Below are 16345 nucleotides of genomic sequence, written 5' to 3'. Positions count from 1 at the left end.
GAATACCTCGTGGGACAAGGCGGCCGAGATGCGGTCTGGCTGGAGGGGGAGACGAGTTGGAGGCGGACGAGCTGCTGGTGCTCGTGGCGGGTGGGGACCAGAAGGCGTTCGAGGAGCTGTACGGGCTGGTCTCCGGGCCGGTGTTCGGGCTCGTACGGCGGGTCGTGCGCGACCCCGCCCAGTCGGAGGAGGTGGCGCAGGAGGTGCTGCTCGAACTGTGGCGGTCCGCCGCGAAGTTCGACCCCGGTCGGGGCAGTGCCCTGTCGTGGATCCTCACCCTCGCCCACCGCCGCGCCGTCGACCGGGTGCGCAGCGCCCGCGCGGCCGGCGAGCGCGAGCAGCGCGAGGCGCTGCGCGCGAACCACCCCGCGTTCGATCATGTCGCCGAGGAGGTCGAGGCCGGTCTCGAACGCGAGTGGGTGCGGCGCTGCCTGGAGCGGCTCACGGCACTGCAACGTCAGTCCGTCACCCTCGCCTACTACGACGGCTACACATACCGTGAAGTGGCCGAGCGGCTCTCCCTGCCGCTCGGCACGGTCAAGACCCGGATGCGCGACGGACTCACCCAGCTGCGCAAGTGCCTGGGAGGTGTCGCGTGAGCTTCGTCGACCGACTGCTCCGGCGCGAGGACCTGCACTCCCTCGCCGCCCCCTACGCCCTCGACGCCCTGGAACCCGGCGAGCGGTACCGCTTCGAGAAGCACCTGAGGAACTGTGCCCTGTGCGCCGCCGAGGTGCGCGCCCTGTCCGAGGACGCCGTGCGCCTCGCCTGGTCGACGGCCGCCGCGCCGCCCGCCGCGATGCGCGACCGGGTGCTGGCCGCCGTACGGACGACTCCGCAGGAGTCCGCCGGACGGGAAGCCGTCCGGGAGCCGGCACGCGCGCGTGCCGGCCAGCTGCCGCCGCATGTGTGGGGGAACCAGCCGCCGCCGCGCACCCGTGCGACCAGGACGCGCCCCTTGCTGGCGCCGTTCGCCACCCTCACGGCCGCCGCGGCCCTCGTCGTCGCGTCCCTCTTCGCCGTCCAGGCGACCAAGACGCAGGATCAGCTGGACGCGCAGCGCGCGCGGGCAAGTGAGATCGCTAACGTTCTCGCCGCATCCGACGCCCGGGCGACCTCCGGCGAGGACGCTGAGGGGCGGACGATCGGAGTGGTCGCCTCCGCATCGGAGGGGCGCGCGATCGTCACTCTGAGCGGCTACGGCGATCTGCCGAGCGGCCGGGTGCACCAGCTCTGGCAGATGCGCCCCGATGTGCAACCGCGCTCCCTCGGGCTCTTCGACGGCGACACGCCCTTGCTGGCGTCCGGTCTCGACAAGTCGGCGACGTCACTGGCTGTGACCGTGGAGCCGGACGGAGGGTCTCCGCAACCCACCAGCCAGCCCGTTGTCCAACTCGCCCTGAAATCGGTCGGATTCGGAGAGTAATCACGGACGAGTCGTCAACACCCTTACGGGGAAGGTGAATCCTGTGACCGCGATACACGAGTGCCCCACCGGGGCGATAGGGTTAACCTGCCCGGGCCGGGTGGACTCGTACGGGTGGGGAGTGACATGGATCAGATAACAGTGCGCAGCAGGGCCAGGGTCCCTGCGATCACCTGCGGGAGCAGCGCGACCAGTTCGCGCCTCGACCGCCATCTCTCGGTGCTGGCGGGTCCCGCCGTACCGCAGACGGAGGCGGCCGAAGCGACCTCGCTGATGCGTGAGCTGACCAGTCGTGACACCACGCACGCGCGCAGCGACCGGGGTGCGCGAGTCCGTCGTGTCTCGCTCTTCGCCCCGCTGCGTCGACTGCGTCGTTCGCTGTTCGGCGGACGCTGACTCGCACCGGCGTTCCTCGAACGACCTCGGAAAGCCCGCGCTCGGCAACCCACTCCGACCCGGTGTCGCGCTGTCGCCGCCGTCATCCCCACGGCAGCAGCGGCGCCTCGGAGTGCTACCCCGGCGCGGGACCGAACCCGAACTCCACCCACCCCGCTTCTCGGCCCACGTCCGCCCCACGTAACACATCGGTCTTGTACGGACGTTGACGGGCCACCCCGCACAAGCCGACGACCGCGCCGGCGACCCATCGGGCCGCCGGCGCGGTCGTCGCGTCGTTCAGTCGCAGAACGTCACCGCTCCCCGCGCGCACACCGGCGTACCGCGAGCGGTGCGAACACCGCTATGAGAACCGCACACCAGGTCAGTGACCCGGCGACCGGATGGGCGACCGGCCAGGCGGCACCGTCCGGTACCGGCGCGTTGCCGAAGAGGTCCCGCAGGGCCGTGGTGACCGCGCTGATCGGATTCCACTCGGCGAGGGTGCGCAGCCAGCCCGGCAGGCCGTCGGTCGGGATGTACGCGTTGGACAGCAGCGGCAGGATGAAGGTAGCTCCGCCCAGCTGACCGGCGGCCTCCTCGTTCCGGGTCAGCAGCCCCAGGAAGATCCCGACCCACGTCGTCGCGAACCGGAACAGCAGCAACAGCCCCACCGCGCCCGCCGCTTCGAGCGCGGACCCCTCGATCCGCCAGCCCACCGCGAGCCCGACCAGCAGGAACGGCACCGTCCCGGCGGCCGTCACCAGCAGATCCGCGGCCGCCTGGCCGAGCGGTACGGCGGCCCGGCTCACCGGCAGCGTCCGCAGGCGGTCCATCACACCGCGGTGGGTGTCCTGCGCGGCCTGGAACATGCCGGTCATGAGCCCGTTGGCCGCGGTCGCCACCAGCAGGCCGGGCACCAGGAAGGACCGGTACTCGGCGCCGGGCATGGCCAGCGCGCTGCCGAGGACGTAGCCGAAGAACAGCAGCATGGTGATCGGCATGGTCTGGGTCAGGATCAGCAGACCCGGGTTGTTGCGGAGCCGCCGCAGCTGCCGGCCCAGCATCGCGCCGCCGTCGTACGCCAGGGCGCTCATGCCGCACGCTCCTCTTCCTGAATGTCCTGGGTGTCCTGGGATTCCTGGGTGAGTTGCAGGAACACGTCGTCGAGGGTCGGCGGTTTGAGGCTCGCGTCCAGCAACGGCACGCCCGCCGCGTCGAGTTCGCGTACGAGACGGGGGAGCGTGAGTGTGGCGTCCCGGGTGACCGCGGCGACGGCTCGCCGTTCGTGGTCGAACGACGGTTCGGCGCCGGTGAGTTGGTCCAGCACGGCCGCCGCCTTCACCATTGCGTCCGCTTCGGTGACGACCACCTCGACATGTGCGCCGATGGCCGACTTGAACTGCGCCGGCGAGCCCGAGTGCGCGACCCGCCCCCGGTCCACCAGGGCGATGTCGTCGGCGAGTTGGTCGGCCTCCTCCAGATACTGCGTGGTCAGCAGCACGGTCGTGCCCTCCGCGGTCAGCTCCCGCACCGCGTCCCAGATCCGGTTGCGGCTGGCGGGGTCGAGGCCGGTCGTGGGCTCGTCCAGGAACAGCACGTCGGGGCGGCGCACGAGGCTCGCCGCCAGGTCGAGGCGGCGCCGCATCCCGCCCGAGTAGGTGGACGCCGGGCGGTCGGCCGCCTCGGCGAGCCCGAAGCGGTCCAGGAGCTCGCCGGCCCGCTCGGCCGGCCCGCGCACCCGGTGCAGCCGGGCGAACAGCCGGAGGTTCTGGCGGCCGGTGAGCTCGCCGTCGACCGAGGCGTACTGGCCGGTGACGCCGATGCTGCGGCGGACGGCCGCCGGATCGCGCAGCAGGTCGTGCCCGGCGATCCGGGCCGACCCGGCGTCCGGGCGCAGCAGCGTGGTGAGGAGCCGTACGGCCGTCGTCTTGCCCGCGCCGTTCGGGCCGAGGAGGCCGCAGACGGTGCCCTGCGCGACGGCCAGATCGAGTCCACGCAGGGCGTGGACCTCGCCGAATCGCTTCTTCAGGCCTTCACTAAGTACAGCGTACGTAGAAGTCATGGGTCGACCATAGCGCACTACGTACGCTGTACGTAACTAGGATGGTGGCCGAGGTGATGATCGATGGCGGGCAAGGCGGCCGAACCCGGGGTGATCTGGTCCCGACCCGAGCGGACGGGGCGCGGGCCGAAACCGGCGTTCACCCGCGCCGACATCGCGGCGGCGGGGGTGCGGATCGCCGACGCCGAGGGGCTGGACGCGGTGTCGATGCGGCGCGTGGCCGGCGAGCTGGGCTGCGGGACGATGTCGCTCTACAACTACGTCCCTCGCAAGGAGGACCTCTACGAGCTGATGGTGGACGCCGCCGCCGGGGAGCACGAGCTCTGGGAGCCGGGCGGGGACTGGCAGGCCGACATGCGCCGGGTGGCGCACCAGACACGGGGGCTGATGCATCGGCACCCGTGGATGACGCGGCTGATGTCACCGGTCTACGGCTTCAGCCCGAACGCCCTGCGCTATCTCGAGCACTGTCTGGCCTGCCTGGATCCGCTGGACGCGGCCTACGGCATGAAGATGCAGCTCATCGGGATGCTGAACGGGTGTGTCACGTCGTACGTCGCGACCGAGCTGGCCACCGCCGAGCGGACGCGGTCCTTGCCCTGGTCGGAGGAGCAGGAGAACGCGGTGCGCATCGCCTACCTCGGGAGTCAGGTGGCCACGGGGGCCTATCCGAGGATGGCGGCGGCGTTCACGGAGGATCAGGGGCCGATCGATCTCGACGGGGCGTTCGAGTTGATGCTGAGCAGGATGCTCGACGCGTTCGCACCCAAGAACTAGATCAACGCGAACTGGCCTTCCGGGCCCTCCTCGTGATGGTCCAATACCGACGCCGGGCGCCGCGCTGCGTCCGGCACCGGCAGGACGCCTGCCTGCCGCAGCTCCGCAGCCGTGATCGGTGCCGTCGCCTGCAACTCGTCCCGCTGAGGTGCCAGTTCCGCGAGCAGCGCCAGGACCGTGATCAGTTCCAGCAGCTCCGACGTCCACCCCTGCGGCCAGGTCGCCGGGCGGATCGCCGCCAGCGTGCCCGTCTCGGGCTCCATGACCCGGGCGGTGAACCACTGCTCCAGAACCCTCGCGCCGGCCACCTCGAAGTCCCAGGCCTCCGGTGGTACGGGGGAGATGCGGCCCTCGTCGAGGTGGAGGGTCTCCTCGTCGCGGTCGTAGTGCAGGGTCAGGGGCCTGACCGGGAGCGGGGCGCGGACGTAGGGGCGACGGCCGCCGGGGAGCTTCGGGCGGTCCCCGTCACGGCGCATCAGCCACAGCATGCGGTGGCCCGACTCGACGCCGCGCGCCCAGAGTTCGGGGTCGTGCGTGAGCGGGACGGTGAGGTCGGGGCGGGCGGCGGCCAGGATCCAGGCGAGCACGTCCGCCGGTGCGGGGGAGTGGCCCAGCCGGGCGGCGAGGTGCCGCAGCAGGCCCGGGGCCAGGTTGGGTTCCACGCCCCCGGGGCGGCGGTACAGCGGGCGGACGCGGCCCGGGCGCAGCAGCGGCAGCAGAGAGGTCGCCAGCAGCGGGGAGTCGGGGGTCTCCAGCACGAATACCTGCCGCTCGTCCGCCACCCGCCACAGCTCGGGGCGGGCCGCGTCGATCAGGCGGTGGTCGGGGATCAGCCACTGCTCGTCGAACGGGGCGTGCAGCACCCGTACCGGCTCCGGGCAGGGGCCCGAGGCGCGGATCAGCTTCTCCGTGCCGGTGGAGTGGCCGGGCAGCTGTCCGACCGCCGAGTGCAGGGTGCGGGAGCGCGTCGGCTCCAGCAGGGCGTCCCGGTCCGGGCCCTCGGCCTTCACGAAGGCGTCCCAGCGGGCCTTCAGGGACGCCGCGTCGGGGCCCGTCGGCCACCCCCGGCCGAGCCGCGGCGGTGCGACGGACCACGGCATGAGGTCCGCGAGCAGCGGAGCGTCGTCGTGCGTCACGCTGGGCATCGTACGACCTGGCTGGGACACATGGGTCAGGTGGCGTCCAGGGTCACCGTGAAGGAGAAGCGGTCGCCGCGGTAGTGGATGACCGCGGCGTCGAGGACCCGGCCCTGCGCGTCGTACGTCACCCCCGTGTAGTGCAGGATCGGGCTCAGCAAGGGGACTTGGAGCAGCCTCGCCGTCTCGGGGTCGGCCAGCCGTGCCTCCACCGTGTCCGTGATGCGGCTGATGTCCGCCCCGACGACGTCCCGCAGCACCTTGGTCATCGGCCAGCGGACGAGGTCGTCCAGGTCGATGCGCGCGGCCAGTTCGGGGCGGACGTAGTTGCGGGCGTGGTTGGTCGGCTCGCCCGACTTCTCCTCACTGCGCAGACGGTGGTACGTCGCCACCTCGTCGACGCCCGGGAAGAACTCGGCGACTTCGGCGGGCACGGGTGCCGTGCCGTGGTCCAGCAGCTCGGTGACCATGCCGGACTGCTGGGCCACGATCGCGTCCACCGAGCCGAGCAGCCGCACGGGGGCGCCCGGGAGGGCGTCCGGCTCGATGAAGGTGCCGCGTCTGCGGTGACGCGTGATCAGGCCCTCGTCCTCCAGCTCCTTCAGCGCCTGCCGCATGGTCAGCACGCTCACGCCGTAGTGCTCCGCCAACTGCTCCTCGGTGGGCAGACGCAGCGGGTCCTGCGGCCGGCGGCCCAGTATCGAGGCGCGCAGTGACTGCGACACCTGGTACCAGAGCGGCAGTTTGCGGTTCAGGACGATGGAGTCCGGGGCGAAGGAGGTCACGGGGCCATCCGTACCGGTCGGGGATCTTTACTGCAAGGGGCGGAAGTGCCGTTCCATGCCGTGCCACACCTCGTCGTAGCGCTCCTGCAGGTGCTCGGCGCGGGCCGCGTGCGGGGTCAGGGTGACCGGCCAGCGCGTCTCGAACATGAAGGCCAGACCGTCGTCGATCTTCTGCGGCTTCAGCTCGGCCGCGCTCGCCCGGTCGAACGTCTCCCGGTCCGGGCCGTGCGCCGACATCATGTTGTGCAGCGACCCGCCACCGGGCACGAAGCCCTCCGCCTTCGCGTCGTAGGCGCCCTCGATGAGGCCCATGTACTCGCTCATCACGTTCCGGTGGAAGTACGGCGGCCGGAAGGTGTCCTCGCCCACCAGCCAGCGCGGGGCGAACACGACGAAGTCGACGCCCGCGAGGCCCGGTGTGTCCGACGGGGACGTCAGCACCGTGAAGATCGACGGGTCGGGGTGGTCGTAGGAGATGGTGCCGATCACATTGAAACGGCGCAGGTCGTAGATGTACGGCAGATGGTTGCCGTGCCACGCGACCACGTCGAGGGGTGAGTGGTCGTAGGTGGCCGTCCAGAGGTTGCCGCAGAACTTGTTCACCACCTCGACCGGGCCCTCGACGTCCTCGTACGCGGCCACCGGCGCCTTGAAGTCCCGTGCGTTGGCGAGGCCGTTGGCGCCGATCGGGCCGAGGTCGGGCAGGTGGAAGGGTGCCCCGTAGTTCTCGCACACATAGCCGCGGGCGGAGGCATCCAGCAGCTCCACACGGAAGCGCACCCCACGCGGAACCAGCGCCACATGTCCCGGCTCCACATGCAACAGCCCGAACTCCGTACGCAGCAGCAGCCCGCCCTGCTCCGGCACGATCAGCAGCTCGCCGTCGGCGTCGCTGAAGACGCGGTCCATCGAAGAGGTGGCGTGATACAGGTGCACAGCCATGCCGGTGCGCTGGGTGGCGTCGCCGTTTCCGCCCAGGGTCCCCAGGCCGGCCAGGAAGTCGGTTCCGGGGGCGGGCTCGGGCAGCGGGTTCCAGCGCAGCCGGTTCGGGTCCGGCTCGCACTGAGTGAAGGGCGCCGTACGGATCGCGCCGTTGTCCGTGCGTGTGAACGCCGGGTGGGCGGCCGACGGGCGGATGCGGTACAGCCACGAGCGGCGGTTGTGGGCCCTCGGCTCGGTGAACGCCGAGCCGCTCAGCTGCTCCGCGTACAGCCCCAGCGGGGCGCGCTGGGGTGAGTTCCGGCCCTCGGGAAGGGCGCCGGGCACCGCCTCCGAGCTGTGCTCGTTGCCGAAACCGGAGAGGTAGGTCAGCCCTTCCGCGGTCTTCCGCGCTCCCTCACGCTCGAACACGCTCGCGCGGGAGGTACCCCCATCGCTCATGATCGCTCCCTCGAGATCTGATTCCTATGGTTCACCGTAGGATTGCGATTTCGTCGGCGCAAGTGATCCGCCGGACCTCCTCTGCGGGGACTACGGGAAAGGGACGGGAACCCGACTCCAGGGGGATCCGGCTGTCGGACCGGTGTTCTAGTCTCCCGGGCATGTCGTGGACGCGGACCCTGCTCGCCGCGCTCGCGGTCTGCGTCCTGCTGCTGACCGGATCCGCGGGCTGCGGCTCCGGCGACGCGCGGCAACAGGGTGCGGACGGAGTCTCGCCCTCGCCGGTGGGCAAGGTCCTCGACGACACCGACGACCAGGGGCGGCACTTTCGCGAGGTGGGCGAGGGCGACGCCCCCGAGGTCGGCATCGAGGTGCAGCCGGACCCGGACGGCGGCGACCGGGGCTGGGGCGTACGGCTGACGGTCCGCAACTTCCGCTTCTCGCCCGCCGGTACGCCGGAGCGGGCGGTCGCGGGTCGGGGGCTCGCGCACCTCTACGTCGACGACCGCCTCGTCGCCAGGCTGCGCAGCCCCGACCACCGTCTCCCGGCGGAGCTCGTCCCGCGCGGCACGCACCAGGTCACCGTCCGGCTGTACGCGGACGACGGCACGGCGTGGGCCGTGGACGACCACCCCGTCGAGAGCACGGCCGACATCACGGCATCGGAGGCGGAGACGACCCCGGCACCGGCGCCGGCGTCGACAGTGTCCCCCGCGGCACTGAGCGCGCCGGGTACCCGCTTCCGTACAGGGGGTCGAGGTTCACCGGACCGAGGCGGAAAGGCATCATGAAGACCGTGCCCCACCCAGACACGCTTCGCCGGGCGCCTGTGCAGCGGCGCAGCGCCGAACGGCTCACCAGGATCCTGGACGCCTGCGCCGACCTCCTCGACGAGGTCGGCTACGACGACTTGAGCACTCGGGCCGTCGCCCAGCGCGCCGGCGTCCCCATCGGCTCGGTCTACCGGTTCTTCGGCAACAAGCGCCAGATGGCCGACGCCCTGGCCCAGCGCAACCTGGAGCGCTACGCCGCCCGTGTCACCGAGCGCCTCAAGGAGGCCGGCGACGGGGGCTGGCGTGCGGCGATGGACGCCGTGCTCGACGAGTACATCGCCATGAAGCGCACCGCGCCCGGCTTCTCCCTCGTCGACTTCGGCAACCAGATCCCCGTCGGAACCCGCGGCGAGCCCAACCACCGCGTCGCCGACGCTCTCACCGACCTGCTCGCCGGCTACCTCGGCCGCGAACCCGACGAAGACCTCCGCCGCATCTTCCTCATCGCCGTCGAAACCGCCGACACCCTGGTCCACCTCGCGTTCCGGGTGGCCCCGGAGGGCGACGAGCGCATCATCGAGGAGGCGCGCGAGATGCTGCGGGCGTATCTGGCGCGGGTGCTGGACTGACCCCCTGCCCAGGTGCCGCATCGGCAGCCCTGTCGGGCGCAGGGTCGACGCCCGGGTGGGCTGACGCGGCTACCGGACCGAGGCGCCGGGCCGTCCGGCGGGCCGACGGCTGGCGAATTTCCGACCTCACCCCCGGCTAGGACTCCCCTCCGTGCATACCGGTCGGTATGCTCAGCCTCGCCCGCGCGCCACCGCCGTCGCCACCCCCGGGAGGACCCGTGTCCCGCACCGCACTGCGCATCTGCCCCCTGTGCGAGGCCACCTGCGGCCTGACGCTCACCATCGAGGGGACCGCGGTCACCGGCGCCCGCGGTGACCGCGACGACGTGTTCAGCCAGGGGTTCATCTGCCCCAAGGGCGCCTCCTTCGGGGCCGTCGACGGTGACCCCGACCGGCTGCGCACCCCGCTCGTGCGCAAGGACGGCGAGCTGCGCGAGGCAAGCTGGGAGGAGGCCTTCGACGCGGTCGCCGCCGGTGTCCGGGCGGTCGTCGAGCGGTACGGGCCGAACTCGGTGGGCGTCGTACTCGGCAACCCCAACGTGCACACCGTGGCCGGCGCGCTCTACCCGCCGGTCCTGCTCGCCGGCCTGGGCACCCGCAGCATCTTCACCGCCTCCACGGTCGACCAGATGCCCAAGCACGTCTCCAGCGGCCTGCTCTTCGGCGACGCCCTCGCGATCCCCGTGCCGGACCTGGACCACACCGACCATCTGCTCCTCATCGGCGCCAACCCCCTCGAGTCCAACGGCAGCCTGTGCACCGCCCCCGACTTCCCGGGCAAGCTGAAGGCGATCAAGGCCCGCGGCGGCACCCTCACCGTCATCGACCCGCGCCGCACCCGCACCGCCAAGCTCGCCGACCGGCACATCGCGATCCGGCCCGGCACCGACGCGCTGCTCCTCGCGGCGATGGCGTCCGTCCTCTTCGAGGAGGGGCTCGTGGCTCCCGGCGAGCTGGCACCGCACCTCCAGGGGCTCGACGAACTCCCGGACGCCGTACGGGACTTCACCCCCGAAGCCGTGGCGGACGCCTGCGACGTGGACGCCGCCACCATCCGTGCCCTCGCCCGCGAGCTGGCCGCCGCCCCCACCGCCGCCGTCTACGGCCGCATCGGCAGCTGCACCGTCCCGCACGGCACCCTGGCCAGCTGGCTCGTCGACGTCCTCAACATCCTCACCGGCAACCTCGACCGCCCCGGCGGCGCCCTCTTCCCGCAGGCGGCCACCGACAAGACGCCCCGCCCCGCAGGACCCGGCCACGGCTTCGCGCTCGGGCGCTGGCAGTCGCGGGTGAGCGGGCACCCCGAGGCCAAGGGGGAGTTGCCGCTGTCCGCGCTCGCCGAGGAGATCGACACGGCCACCGAGGAGGGCGAGCCGATCCGGGCCCTCATCGCGATCGCCGCCAACCCGGTCCTGTCGTCCCCCGACGGCGACCGCCTCGACAAGGCCCTCGACTCGCTCGACTTCATGGTCAGCGTCGACCCGTACCTCAACGAGACCTCGCGCCACGCCCACGTCGTGCTCCCGCCGCCCCCGCCCTCGCAGAGCCCGCACCACGACTTCGCCTTCAACACCCTCGCCGTACGCAACCAGGTCCGCTACACCCGTCCCGCCGTCCCGCTGGAGCCGGGCCGGATGGCCGAGGCCGAGATCCTGGCCCGGCTGATCCTGGCCGCGACCGGCATGCACGGCGCCGACCCGGCCGCGGTCGACACGCTGGTCATCGACCAGACCCTCGGCAAGGCGGTCAAGGAGCCGCACTCCCCGGTCCACGGCCGCGATCCGAAGGACCTGGCCGCGCAGCTCACCGGCGTGAACGGCCCTGAGCGGCGCCTCGACATGATGCTGCGCCTCGGCCCGTACGGCGACGGCTTCGGCGTACGACCGGACGGGCTCACCCTGGAGAAGCTGCTCGCGCATCCGCACGGCATCGACCTCGGCCCGCTGAAGTCCCGGCTGCCGCAGCCGCTGAAGACCGTCAGCGGCAAGGTGGAGCTGCTGCCGCGGCCCATCGCCGACGACCTGCCCCGCCTGCGGGCGGCCCTGCGCGAGCGCACCGACGGGCTCGTCCTGGTCGGCCGACGCCATCTGCGCTCCAACAACAGCTGGATGCACAACGTGCCCGCCCTCACCGGCGGCACCAACCGCTGCACCCTGCACATCCACCCCGAGGACGCCGAGCGGCTGGGGCTGCGGGACGGGGCGCCCGTGCGCGTGAAGGGCGCCGGCGGGGAGGTGGTCACGAAGGCCGAGGTCACCGACGCGGTCCGCCCCGGCGTCGTCAGCCTGCCGCACGGCTGGGGCCACAACCGCCCCGGCACCCGGCTGAACCATGCGCTGAAGGACCCCGGCGTCAACGTCAACCAGCTCCTCGACGGCAGCCTGCTCGACCCGCTCTCGGGCAACGCGGTCCTCAACGGCGTACCCGTAAAACTCGCCACGGGATCAGCGCTGTGAGCAGTGCAAAGCTGTGACCAGCAGTTTTGCGCTTATTGCTCGCATGTCAACGTCTTGTTAACGCCGCTTGACGGGACCTAACGTCAACGCACCGCCGGCCCTGGTGGGTCGTTCAAGGGCGAACGTTAGGTATCCACTCATGCTGACCATCCTTGGCTTCGCCATGATCGCGACCTTCCTGGTCCTGATCATGATGAAGAAGATGTCGCCGATCGCGGCGCTCGTGCTGATCCCGGCGCTGTTCTGCGTCTTCGTCGGGAAGGGCGCCAAGCTCGGTGACTACGTCCTCGACGGTGTCACCGACCTCGCCCCCACCGCGGCGATGCTCATGTTCGCGATCGTCTACTTCGGTGTGATGATCGATGTCGGCCTCTTCGACCCGATCGTTCGGGGAATCCTGAAGTTCTGCAAGGCCGACCCGATGCGGATCGTGGTCGGCACGGCGATCCTCGCCGCGATCGTCTCGCTCGACGGCGACGGCTCGACCACCTTCATGATCACCGTCTCGGCGATGTACCCGCTGTACAAGCGCCTGAAGATGAGCCTGGTCGTGATGACCGGTGTCGCCGCGATGGCCAACGGCGTGATGAACACGCTGCCGTGGGGCGGCCCCACCGCTCGCGCCGCCACCGCGCTCAAGCTCGACGCCAGCGACATCTTCGTCCCGATGATCCCGGCCCTCGCCGTCGGTCTCGTGGCCGTCTTCGTCCTCTCGTACTTCCTCGGACTGCGCGAGCGCAAGCGCCTGGGTGTGCTCACGCTGGACCAGGTCCTGGTCGAGGAGAAGGCCGAGGAGAAGGAGACCGAGACGGTTCTCGTCGGCGCCGGTTCCGGTTCCGGTGCCTCCGGCACGGGCAAGGCCACCGGCGGCGCCGGCTCCGGCACGGACGCCGAGAGCGACGACGAGGAAGGCGACGCGGAGCGCTTCCAGGTCCTCGACCCGAACCGGCCCACGCTGCGTCCCAAGCTGTACTGGTTCAACGCGCTGCTCACGGGTGCTCTGCTCACCGCCATGATCATGGAGTGGCTGCCGATCCCGGTGCTGTTCCTGCTCGGCGCCGCGCTCGTCCTGACGGTCAACTTCCCGCACATCCCGGACCAGAAGGCCCGCCTCGCCGCCCACGCCGACAACGTCCTCAACGTCTCCGGCATGGTCTTCGCCGCCGCCGTCTTCACCGGCGTCCTCCAGGGCACCGGCATGGTGGACCACATGGCCAAGTGGATGGTGGACGTCATCCCCGAGGGCATGGGCCCGCACATGGCCCTGGTCACCGGCGTCCTGAGCCTCCCGCTCACCTACTTCATGTCGAACGACGGCTTCTACTTCGGCGTCCTGCCGGTCCTCGCCGAGGCCGGCGCTGCGCACGGCGTCACCCCGCTGGAGATGGCCCGCGCCTCTTTGGTCGGACAGCCGCTGCACATGTCGAGCCCGCTCGTCCCGGCCGTGTACGTCCTGGTCGGCATGGCCAAGGTGGAGTTCGGCGACCACACCAAGTTCGTGGTGAAGTGGGCGGCGCTCACCTGCCTCATCATCCTCGCGGCGGGAATCCTCTTCGGAATCATCTGACCCCGCGAGCAAGCACCTTCAAGTCCGGGAGGAACACGATCATGGCGCCCGGTGGGAACCGCGGCTGGCTGCTCCGCCTCGTCATCGCCTTCAGCTTCGCGCAGGGGGCGGTGTCGATGGCCCGGCCCGCCGTCTCCTACCGGGCCCTCGCGCTGGGCGCCGACGAACGGGCGATCGGCGTGATCGCGGGGGTGTACGCCCTGCTCCCGCTGTTCGTCGCCGTCCCGCTGGGCCGCCGCACCGACCATGGCCGCTGCGCGCCGCTGCTGCCCGTCGGCGTCGTCCTGATATCCGGCGGCTGCGCCATGAGCGGCCTCGCGGACTCGCTGTGGGCGATGGCGATCTGGAGCGGGGTCATGGGCCTCGGCCACCTCTGCTTCGTCATCGGCGCCCAGTCGCTGGTGGCCCGCCAGTCCGCCCCGCACGAACAGGACCGCAACTTCGGCCACTTCACGATCGGCGCCTCTCTCGGCCAGCTGATCGGCCCGATCGCCGCGGGCGCGCTGATCGGCGGCCGGGACATGGCGGGGACCAGCGCACTCGCCTTGCTGGTAGCCGGTGCGGGCGGGGCGGTCGCGCTGACCTCGCTGTGGCGCATAGAGAGCCGTACGACGGCCGAGTCCGGCAAGGACCAGGGCGAGCGCGTCCCCGTCCGGGGCATCCTGCGCGCCCGGGGTGTGCCCGCCGGCATCTTCATCAGCCTCGCCGTGCTGTCCGCGACCGACATCCTCACCGCCTACCTCCCGGTGGTCGGCGAGCACCGGGGCATCGCTCCGTCCCTGATCGGCCTCCTGCTCAGCCTGCGCGCGGCGGCCACCATCGCCTGCCGCCTGGTCCTGACGCCCCTGCTGCGGCTCCTCGGCCGGACCCTGCTGCTGACCGTGACCTGTCTGCTGGCGGCCCTGCTGTGCGCCGGGATCGCGCTGCCGGTGCCGGTGTGGGCGCTGGCCCTGATCCTGGCGGTGCTCGGCTTCTGCCTCGGCGTCGGACAGCCGCTGTCCATGACGACGGTCGTCCAGGCGGCCCCCGACGGCGCCCGCTCCACGGCCCTCGCCCTGCGGCTGACCGGCAACCGCCTCGGGCAGGTCGCCGCGCCCGCGTCGGCGGGCCTGATCGCGGGTCTCGCGGGCGTGGCGGCGCCGTTCGTCATGCTGGGGGCGCTGTTGCTGCTGTCGGCGGGCGTCGCGCTGCGGGCGCCGGCGAGGCCGGCGGGGGAGGCGGAGGACGGCGGTGAGCGGGGCGGAGCCAGACCGGCATTGCGGCGAAGGAGTGGTATCTGACGGGTCGTAGGGCGATGCTCCCCCGATTCGTCGCGCGCATGTGAAAGAGAGTCAGGCAAAGCGCGATTTGTACGAAAATCGTCTGACTCGGAGGACTCGCATGCCCACCACGCCTCTTCCACGCCGCGCCGGACTGCGTATCGCCGCCGTCACGGCGCTCACTGCCGCGCTCACGCCGCTCACGGGGGTGCCGACGGCGGGCGCTCAGGAGAATGCCACCATCAAGATCCACACGGCGCCGTGGGACGGGGTCGCGCGCACGCCGTACGGAGACGCGATCGACGAGCCGCGGGTCTGCCGGTTCTACCTCGACGCCGTCAACTTCGAAGAGGTGACGACCGCCACCTACCGCATCGCGGCCGAACCCCCGGTCGGCGGAGGTGCCGGACTCACCGGGACCATCAACCTGGCGAACGGCGCCGGCCACTCCGCGGACCTGACGCTGCCCGACGGGCAGTACCGGCTCTACTGGACGTACACGGGCGCCACGGCCCCCGAGCGGGAGAAGAGCTTCACGGTCGACTGCCGGTCCTCGATGTCGACGCCCTCGCCCGGCCCGCAGGGCGGTCCGCCGGCCGGCGGCGGCGGGATCGCTCGCGACGAGGCGTTCACCACGGTCGCCGGCGCCGGCGTCGTCGGCCTTGCCGCGGTGGGCGGGGTGATGTGGTTCCGGCTCCGTCGTCGTACGCATGGCGCGTAGGAGACGACGCAGGCCCTGGTACCGCAGGCGCGCCTACCGTCTGACGAGGACGGCCGTACTGGCCGCCGCGCTGGTGGTGGTCGGCGTCCGGTGCGACCACGAGCGGCCCGGAGTGGATACGGCCGCTCCGGGCTCCCCCGAGGCCTCCGAGGTCCGATCCGCCGGCACCGGTTCCGGTGCCGGCGGATCGGGCGCCGACTCCCGCCCCGGCGCCGCGGATGCGGGCGCCCCCGCCCACGAGGCGTCGCCCCGGCAACCCGCTCCCTCCGAAACGCAGACCCCGCCCGCAAGCGCGGCCGGCAGTCCCTCCCCGCCACCCCCGAGCCCCGCCGACAAGGAGAAGGCGGCCAAGCGTCCGGCCACGCCCCACCCCCTGCCCCGCTCCCGTGCGACCCGCCTCGTCATCCCCTACATCGGCGTCGACGCCACCCTCATCGACCTGCGCCTCGACAGCGAGCGGCGACTGCCCGCACCGCCCGAGGACGAGCCCGAGGTGGCCGGCTGGTACGCCGACGGGCCGTCACCCGGCGAGCAGGGCACCGCCATCGCGGTGGGCCATCTCGACACCAATACCGGCCCCGCAGTCTTCGGCGGGCTCGGCGAGCTGAAGCGCGGCAAACGCATCGAGGTCAGGCGCGCCGACGGCCGCTCCGCCGTCTACAAGGTGGACTCCATCAAGTCGTACGAGAAGGACAAGTTCCCCAACCGGGAGGTGTACGGCGCCCGGAGCCGCCCCGAGCTGCGGCTGATCACCTGCGGCGGCAACTACGACCGCCGGACCGGCTACTCGGGCAACGTCGTCGTCTTCGCCCATCTCATCGCGACCCGTGAGCCGCGCGCGGCGGCCGACAAGCGCTGAATTTGGCCGTCCGCTTTCTCATCTGCCGGACCGCGACGCCCGATTCCGCCCAGTCCCTTCCCCCAACCGCACACATTCCGTTAACTTCCGTGACTCATACGCCCCGTACGACCCGCACGAGGCGTTCGACCGCGGAG

The 16345-nt window shown here is 71.7% G+C and carries 16 protein-coding genes; 11 read left to right on the top strand and 5 right to left on the bottom strand.

Annotation, left to right across the window (positions count from 1 at the left end; translation table 11 throughout):
* Positions 1-56 precede the first annotated feature (56 nt).
* The 3 genes from AB5J55_RS08565 (at position 57) to AB5J55_RS08555 (ending at position 1822) form a co-directional block, all read left to right on the top strand.
* Positions 57-599 carry a sigma-70 family RNA polymerase sigma factor gene (locus AB5J55_RS08565; protein ID WP_190073442.1) on the top strand — a complete coding sequence of 181 codons (543 nt, stop codon included), beginning with the start codon at positions 57-59 and terminating at the stop codon, positions 597-599.
* Positions 596-1426 (top strand): anti-sigma factor, encoded by an 831-nt coding sequence (locus AB5J55_RS08560; protein WP_369270069.1) that lies wholly within the window; start codon positions 596-598, stop codon positions 1424-1426. Before AB5J55_RS08565 ends, AB5J55_RS08560 begins: the two co-directional genes overlap by 4 nt.
* Before the next feature lie 126 nt (positions 1427-1552).
* The gene (locus AB5J55_RS08555) at positions 1553-1822 is read left to right on the top strand and encodes a hypothetical protein (protein ID WP_328882664.1); all 270 of its coding nucleotides are present in this window, start codon (positions 1553-1555) and stop codon (positions 1820-1822) included.
* A gap of 293 nt (positions 1823-2115) precedes the next feature.
* On the opposite strand, the gene AB5J55_RS08550 is transcribed toward AB5J55_RS08555, so the two are convergent.
* Complete coding sequence (locus AB5J55_RS08550; RefSeq protein WP_369270068.1) at positions 2116-2898, bottom strand: ABC transporter permease; 783 nt, start codon at positions 2896-2898, stop codon at positions 2116-2118.
* A complete protein-coding gene (locus AB5J55_RS08545) occupies positions 2895-3866 on the bottom strand; it encodes an ATP-binding cassette domain-containing protein (protein WP_369270067.1) in 972 nt (323 codons plus the stop codon). Before AB5J55_RS08545 ends, AB5J55_RS08550 begins: the two co-directional genes overlap by 4 nt.
* Before the next feature lie 63 nt (positions 3867-3929).
* Here AB5J55_RS08545 and AB5J55_RS08540 point away from each other — a divergent pair, with 63 nt between their 5' ends.
* The gene (locus AB5J55_RS08540) at positions 3930-4643 is read left to right on the top strand and encodes a TetR/AcrR family transcriptional regulator (RefSeq protein WP_369270066.1); all 714 of its coding nucleotides are present in this window, start codon (positions 3930-3932) and stop codon (positions 4641-4643) included.
* Here AB5J55_RS08540 and AB5J55_RS08535 read toward each other — a convergent pair.
* From AB5J55_RS08535 to hmgA, 3 genes are read right to left on the bottom strand one after another with little or no spacing between them, the layout of a single operon-like run.
* Positions 4640-5788 (bottom strand): type ISP restriction/modification enzyme, encoded by a 1149-nt coding sequence (locus AB5J55_RS08535; RefSeq protein WP_369270065.1) that lies wholly within the window; start codon positions 5786-5788, stop codon positions 4640-4642. The genes AB5J55_RS08540 and AB5J55_RS08535 overlap by 4 nt on opposite strands.
* 26 nt (positions 5789-5814) lie before the next feature.
* A complete protein-coding gene (locus tag AB5J55_RS08530) occupies positions 5815-6564 on the bottom strand; it encodes a GntR family transcriptional regulator (protein ID WP_369270064.1) in 750 nt (249 codons plus the stop codon).
* 27 nt (positions 6565-6591) lie between these two features.
* Positions 6592-7944, bottom strand: coding sequence for a homogentisate 1,2-dioxygenase (hmgA, locus tag AB5J55_RS08525; RefSeq protein WP_369270063.1), 1353 nt, complete (start codon positions 7942-7944; stop codon positions 6592-6594).
* Between the two features lie 161 nt (positions 7945-8105).
* Here hmgA and AB5J55_RS08520 point away from each other — a divergent pair, with 161 nt between their 5' ends.
* From AB5J55_RS08520 to AB5J55_RS08490, 7 genes are all read left to right on the top strand, one after another.
* The gene (locus AB5J55_RS08520) at positions 8106-8735 is read left to right on the top strand and encodes a hypothetical protein (protein WP_369270062.1); all 630 of its coding nucleotides are present in this window, start codon (positions 8106-8108) and stop codon (positions 8733-8735) included.
* Positions 8732-9346, top strand: a complete 615-nt coding sequence (locus AB5J55_RS08515) for a TetR/AcrR family transcriptional regulator (RefSeq protein WP_328882672.1) — start codon at positions 8732-8734, stop codon at positions 9344-9346. Before AB5J55_RS08520 ends, AB5J55_RS08515 begins: the two co-directional genes overlap by 4 nt.
* A gap of 218 nt (positions 9347-9564) precedes the next feature.
* On the top strand, positions 9565-11802 hold the full coding sequence (locus tag AB5J55_RS08510) for a molybdopterin oxidoreductase family protein (protein WP_369270061.1): 2238 nt from the start codon (positions 9565-9567) through the stop codon (positions 11800-11802).
* Positions 11803-11941: 139 nt separating this feature from the next.
* Positions 11942-13369 (top strand): CitMHS family transporter, encoded by a 1428-nt coding sequence (locus AB5J55_RS08505; protein ID WP_369270060.1) that lies wholly within the window; start codon positions 11942-11944, stop codon positions 13367-13369.
* A 41-nt stretch (positions 13370-13410) separates the two neighbouring features.
* A complete protein-coding gene (locus AB5J55_RS08500; protein ID WP_369270059.1) occupies positions 13411-14649 on the top strand; it encodes an MFS transporter in 1239 nt (412 codons plus the stop codon).
* 100 nt (positions 14650-14749) lie between these two features.
* Positions 14750-15349 (top strand): hypothetical protein, encoded by a 600-nt coding sequence (locus AB5J55_RS08495; RefSeq protein WP_369270058.1) that lies wholly within the window; start codon positions 14750-14752, stop codon positions 15347-15349.
* A complete protein-coding gene (locus AB5J55_RS08490) occupies positions 15339-16208 on the top strand; it encodes a class F sortase (protein ID WP_369270057.1) in 870 nt (289 codons plus the stop codon). Before AB5J55_RS08495 ends, AB5J55_RS08490 begins: the two co-directional genes overlap by 11 nt.
* Positions 16209-16345: the final 137 nt, after the last annotated feature.

This window comes from Streptomyces sp. R11, assembly GCF_041051905.1.
GTDB lineage: Bacteria > Actinomycetota > Actinomycetes > Streptomycetales > Streptomycetaceae > Streptomyces.
The sequence above is the reverse complement of the archived record's forward strand: the minus strand, read 5'-3'. Positions and strand labels throughout refer to the sequence as shown.

What these genes read in the sequence shown, in the direction of transcription:
- AB5J55_RS08555 (WP_328882664.1), top strand. Translation starts at nt 1,553, where the DNA reads ATGGATCAGATAACAGTGCGCAGCAGGGCCAGGGTCCCTGCGATCACC.
- AB5J55_RS08550 (WP_369270068.1), bottom strand. Translation starts at nt 2,898, where the DNA reads ATGAGCGCCCTGGCGTACGACGGCGGCGCGATGCTGGGCCGGCAGCTG.
- AB5J55_RS08545 (WP_369270067.1), bottom strand. Translation starts at nt 3,866, where the DNA reads ATGACTTCTACGTACGCTGTACTTAGTGAAGGCCTGAAGAAGCGATTC.
- AB5J55_RS08540 (WP_369270066.1), top strand. Translation starts at nt 3,930, where the DNA reads ATGGCGGGCAAGGCGGCCGAACCCGGGGTGATCTGGTCCCGACCCGAG.
- AB5J55_RS08535 (WP_369270065.1), bottom strand. Translation starts at nt 5,788, where the DNA reads ATGCCCAGCGTGACGCACGACGACGCTCCGCTGCTCGCGGACCTCATG.
- hmgA (WP_369270063.1), bottom strand. Translation starts at nt 7,944, where the DNA reads ATGAGCGATGGGGGTACCTCCCGCGCGAGCGTGTTCGAGCGTGAGGGA.
- AB5J55_RS08520 (WP_369270062.1), top strand. Translation starts at nt 8,106, where the DNA reads ATGTCGTGGACGCGGACCCTGCTCGCCGCGCTCGCGGTCTGCGTCCTG.
- AB5J55_RS08515 (WP_328882672.1), top strand. Translation starts at nt 8,732, where the DNA reads ATGAAGACCGTGCCCCACCCAGACACGCTTCGCCGGGCGCCTGTGCAG.
- AB5J55_RS08505 (WP_369270060.1), top strand. Translation starts at nt 11,942, where the DNA reads ATGCTGACCATCCTTGGCTTCGCCATGATCGCGACCTTCCTGGTCCTG.
- AB5J55_RS08500 (WP_369270059.1), top strand. Translation starts at nt 13,411, where the DNA reads ATGGCGCCCGGTGGGAACCGCGGCTGGCTGCTCCGCCTCGTCATCGCC.
- AB5J55_RS08495 (WP_369270058.1), top strand. Translation starts at nt 14,750, where the DNA reads ATGCCCACCACGCCTCTTCCACGCCGCGCCGGACTGCGTATCGCCGCC.
- AB5J55_RS08490 (WP_369270057.1), top strand. Translation starts at nt 15,339, where the DNA reads ATGGCGCGTAGGAGACGACGCAGGCCCTGGTACCGCAGGCGCGCCTAC.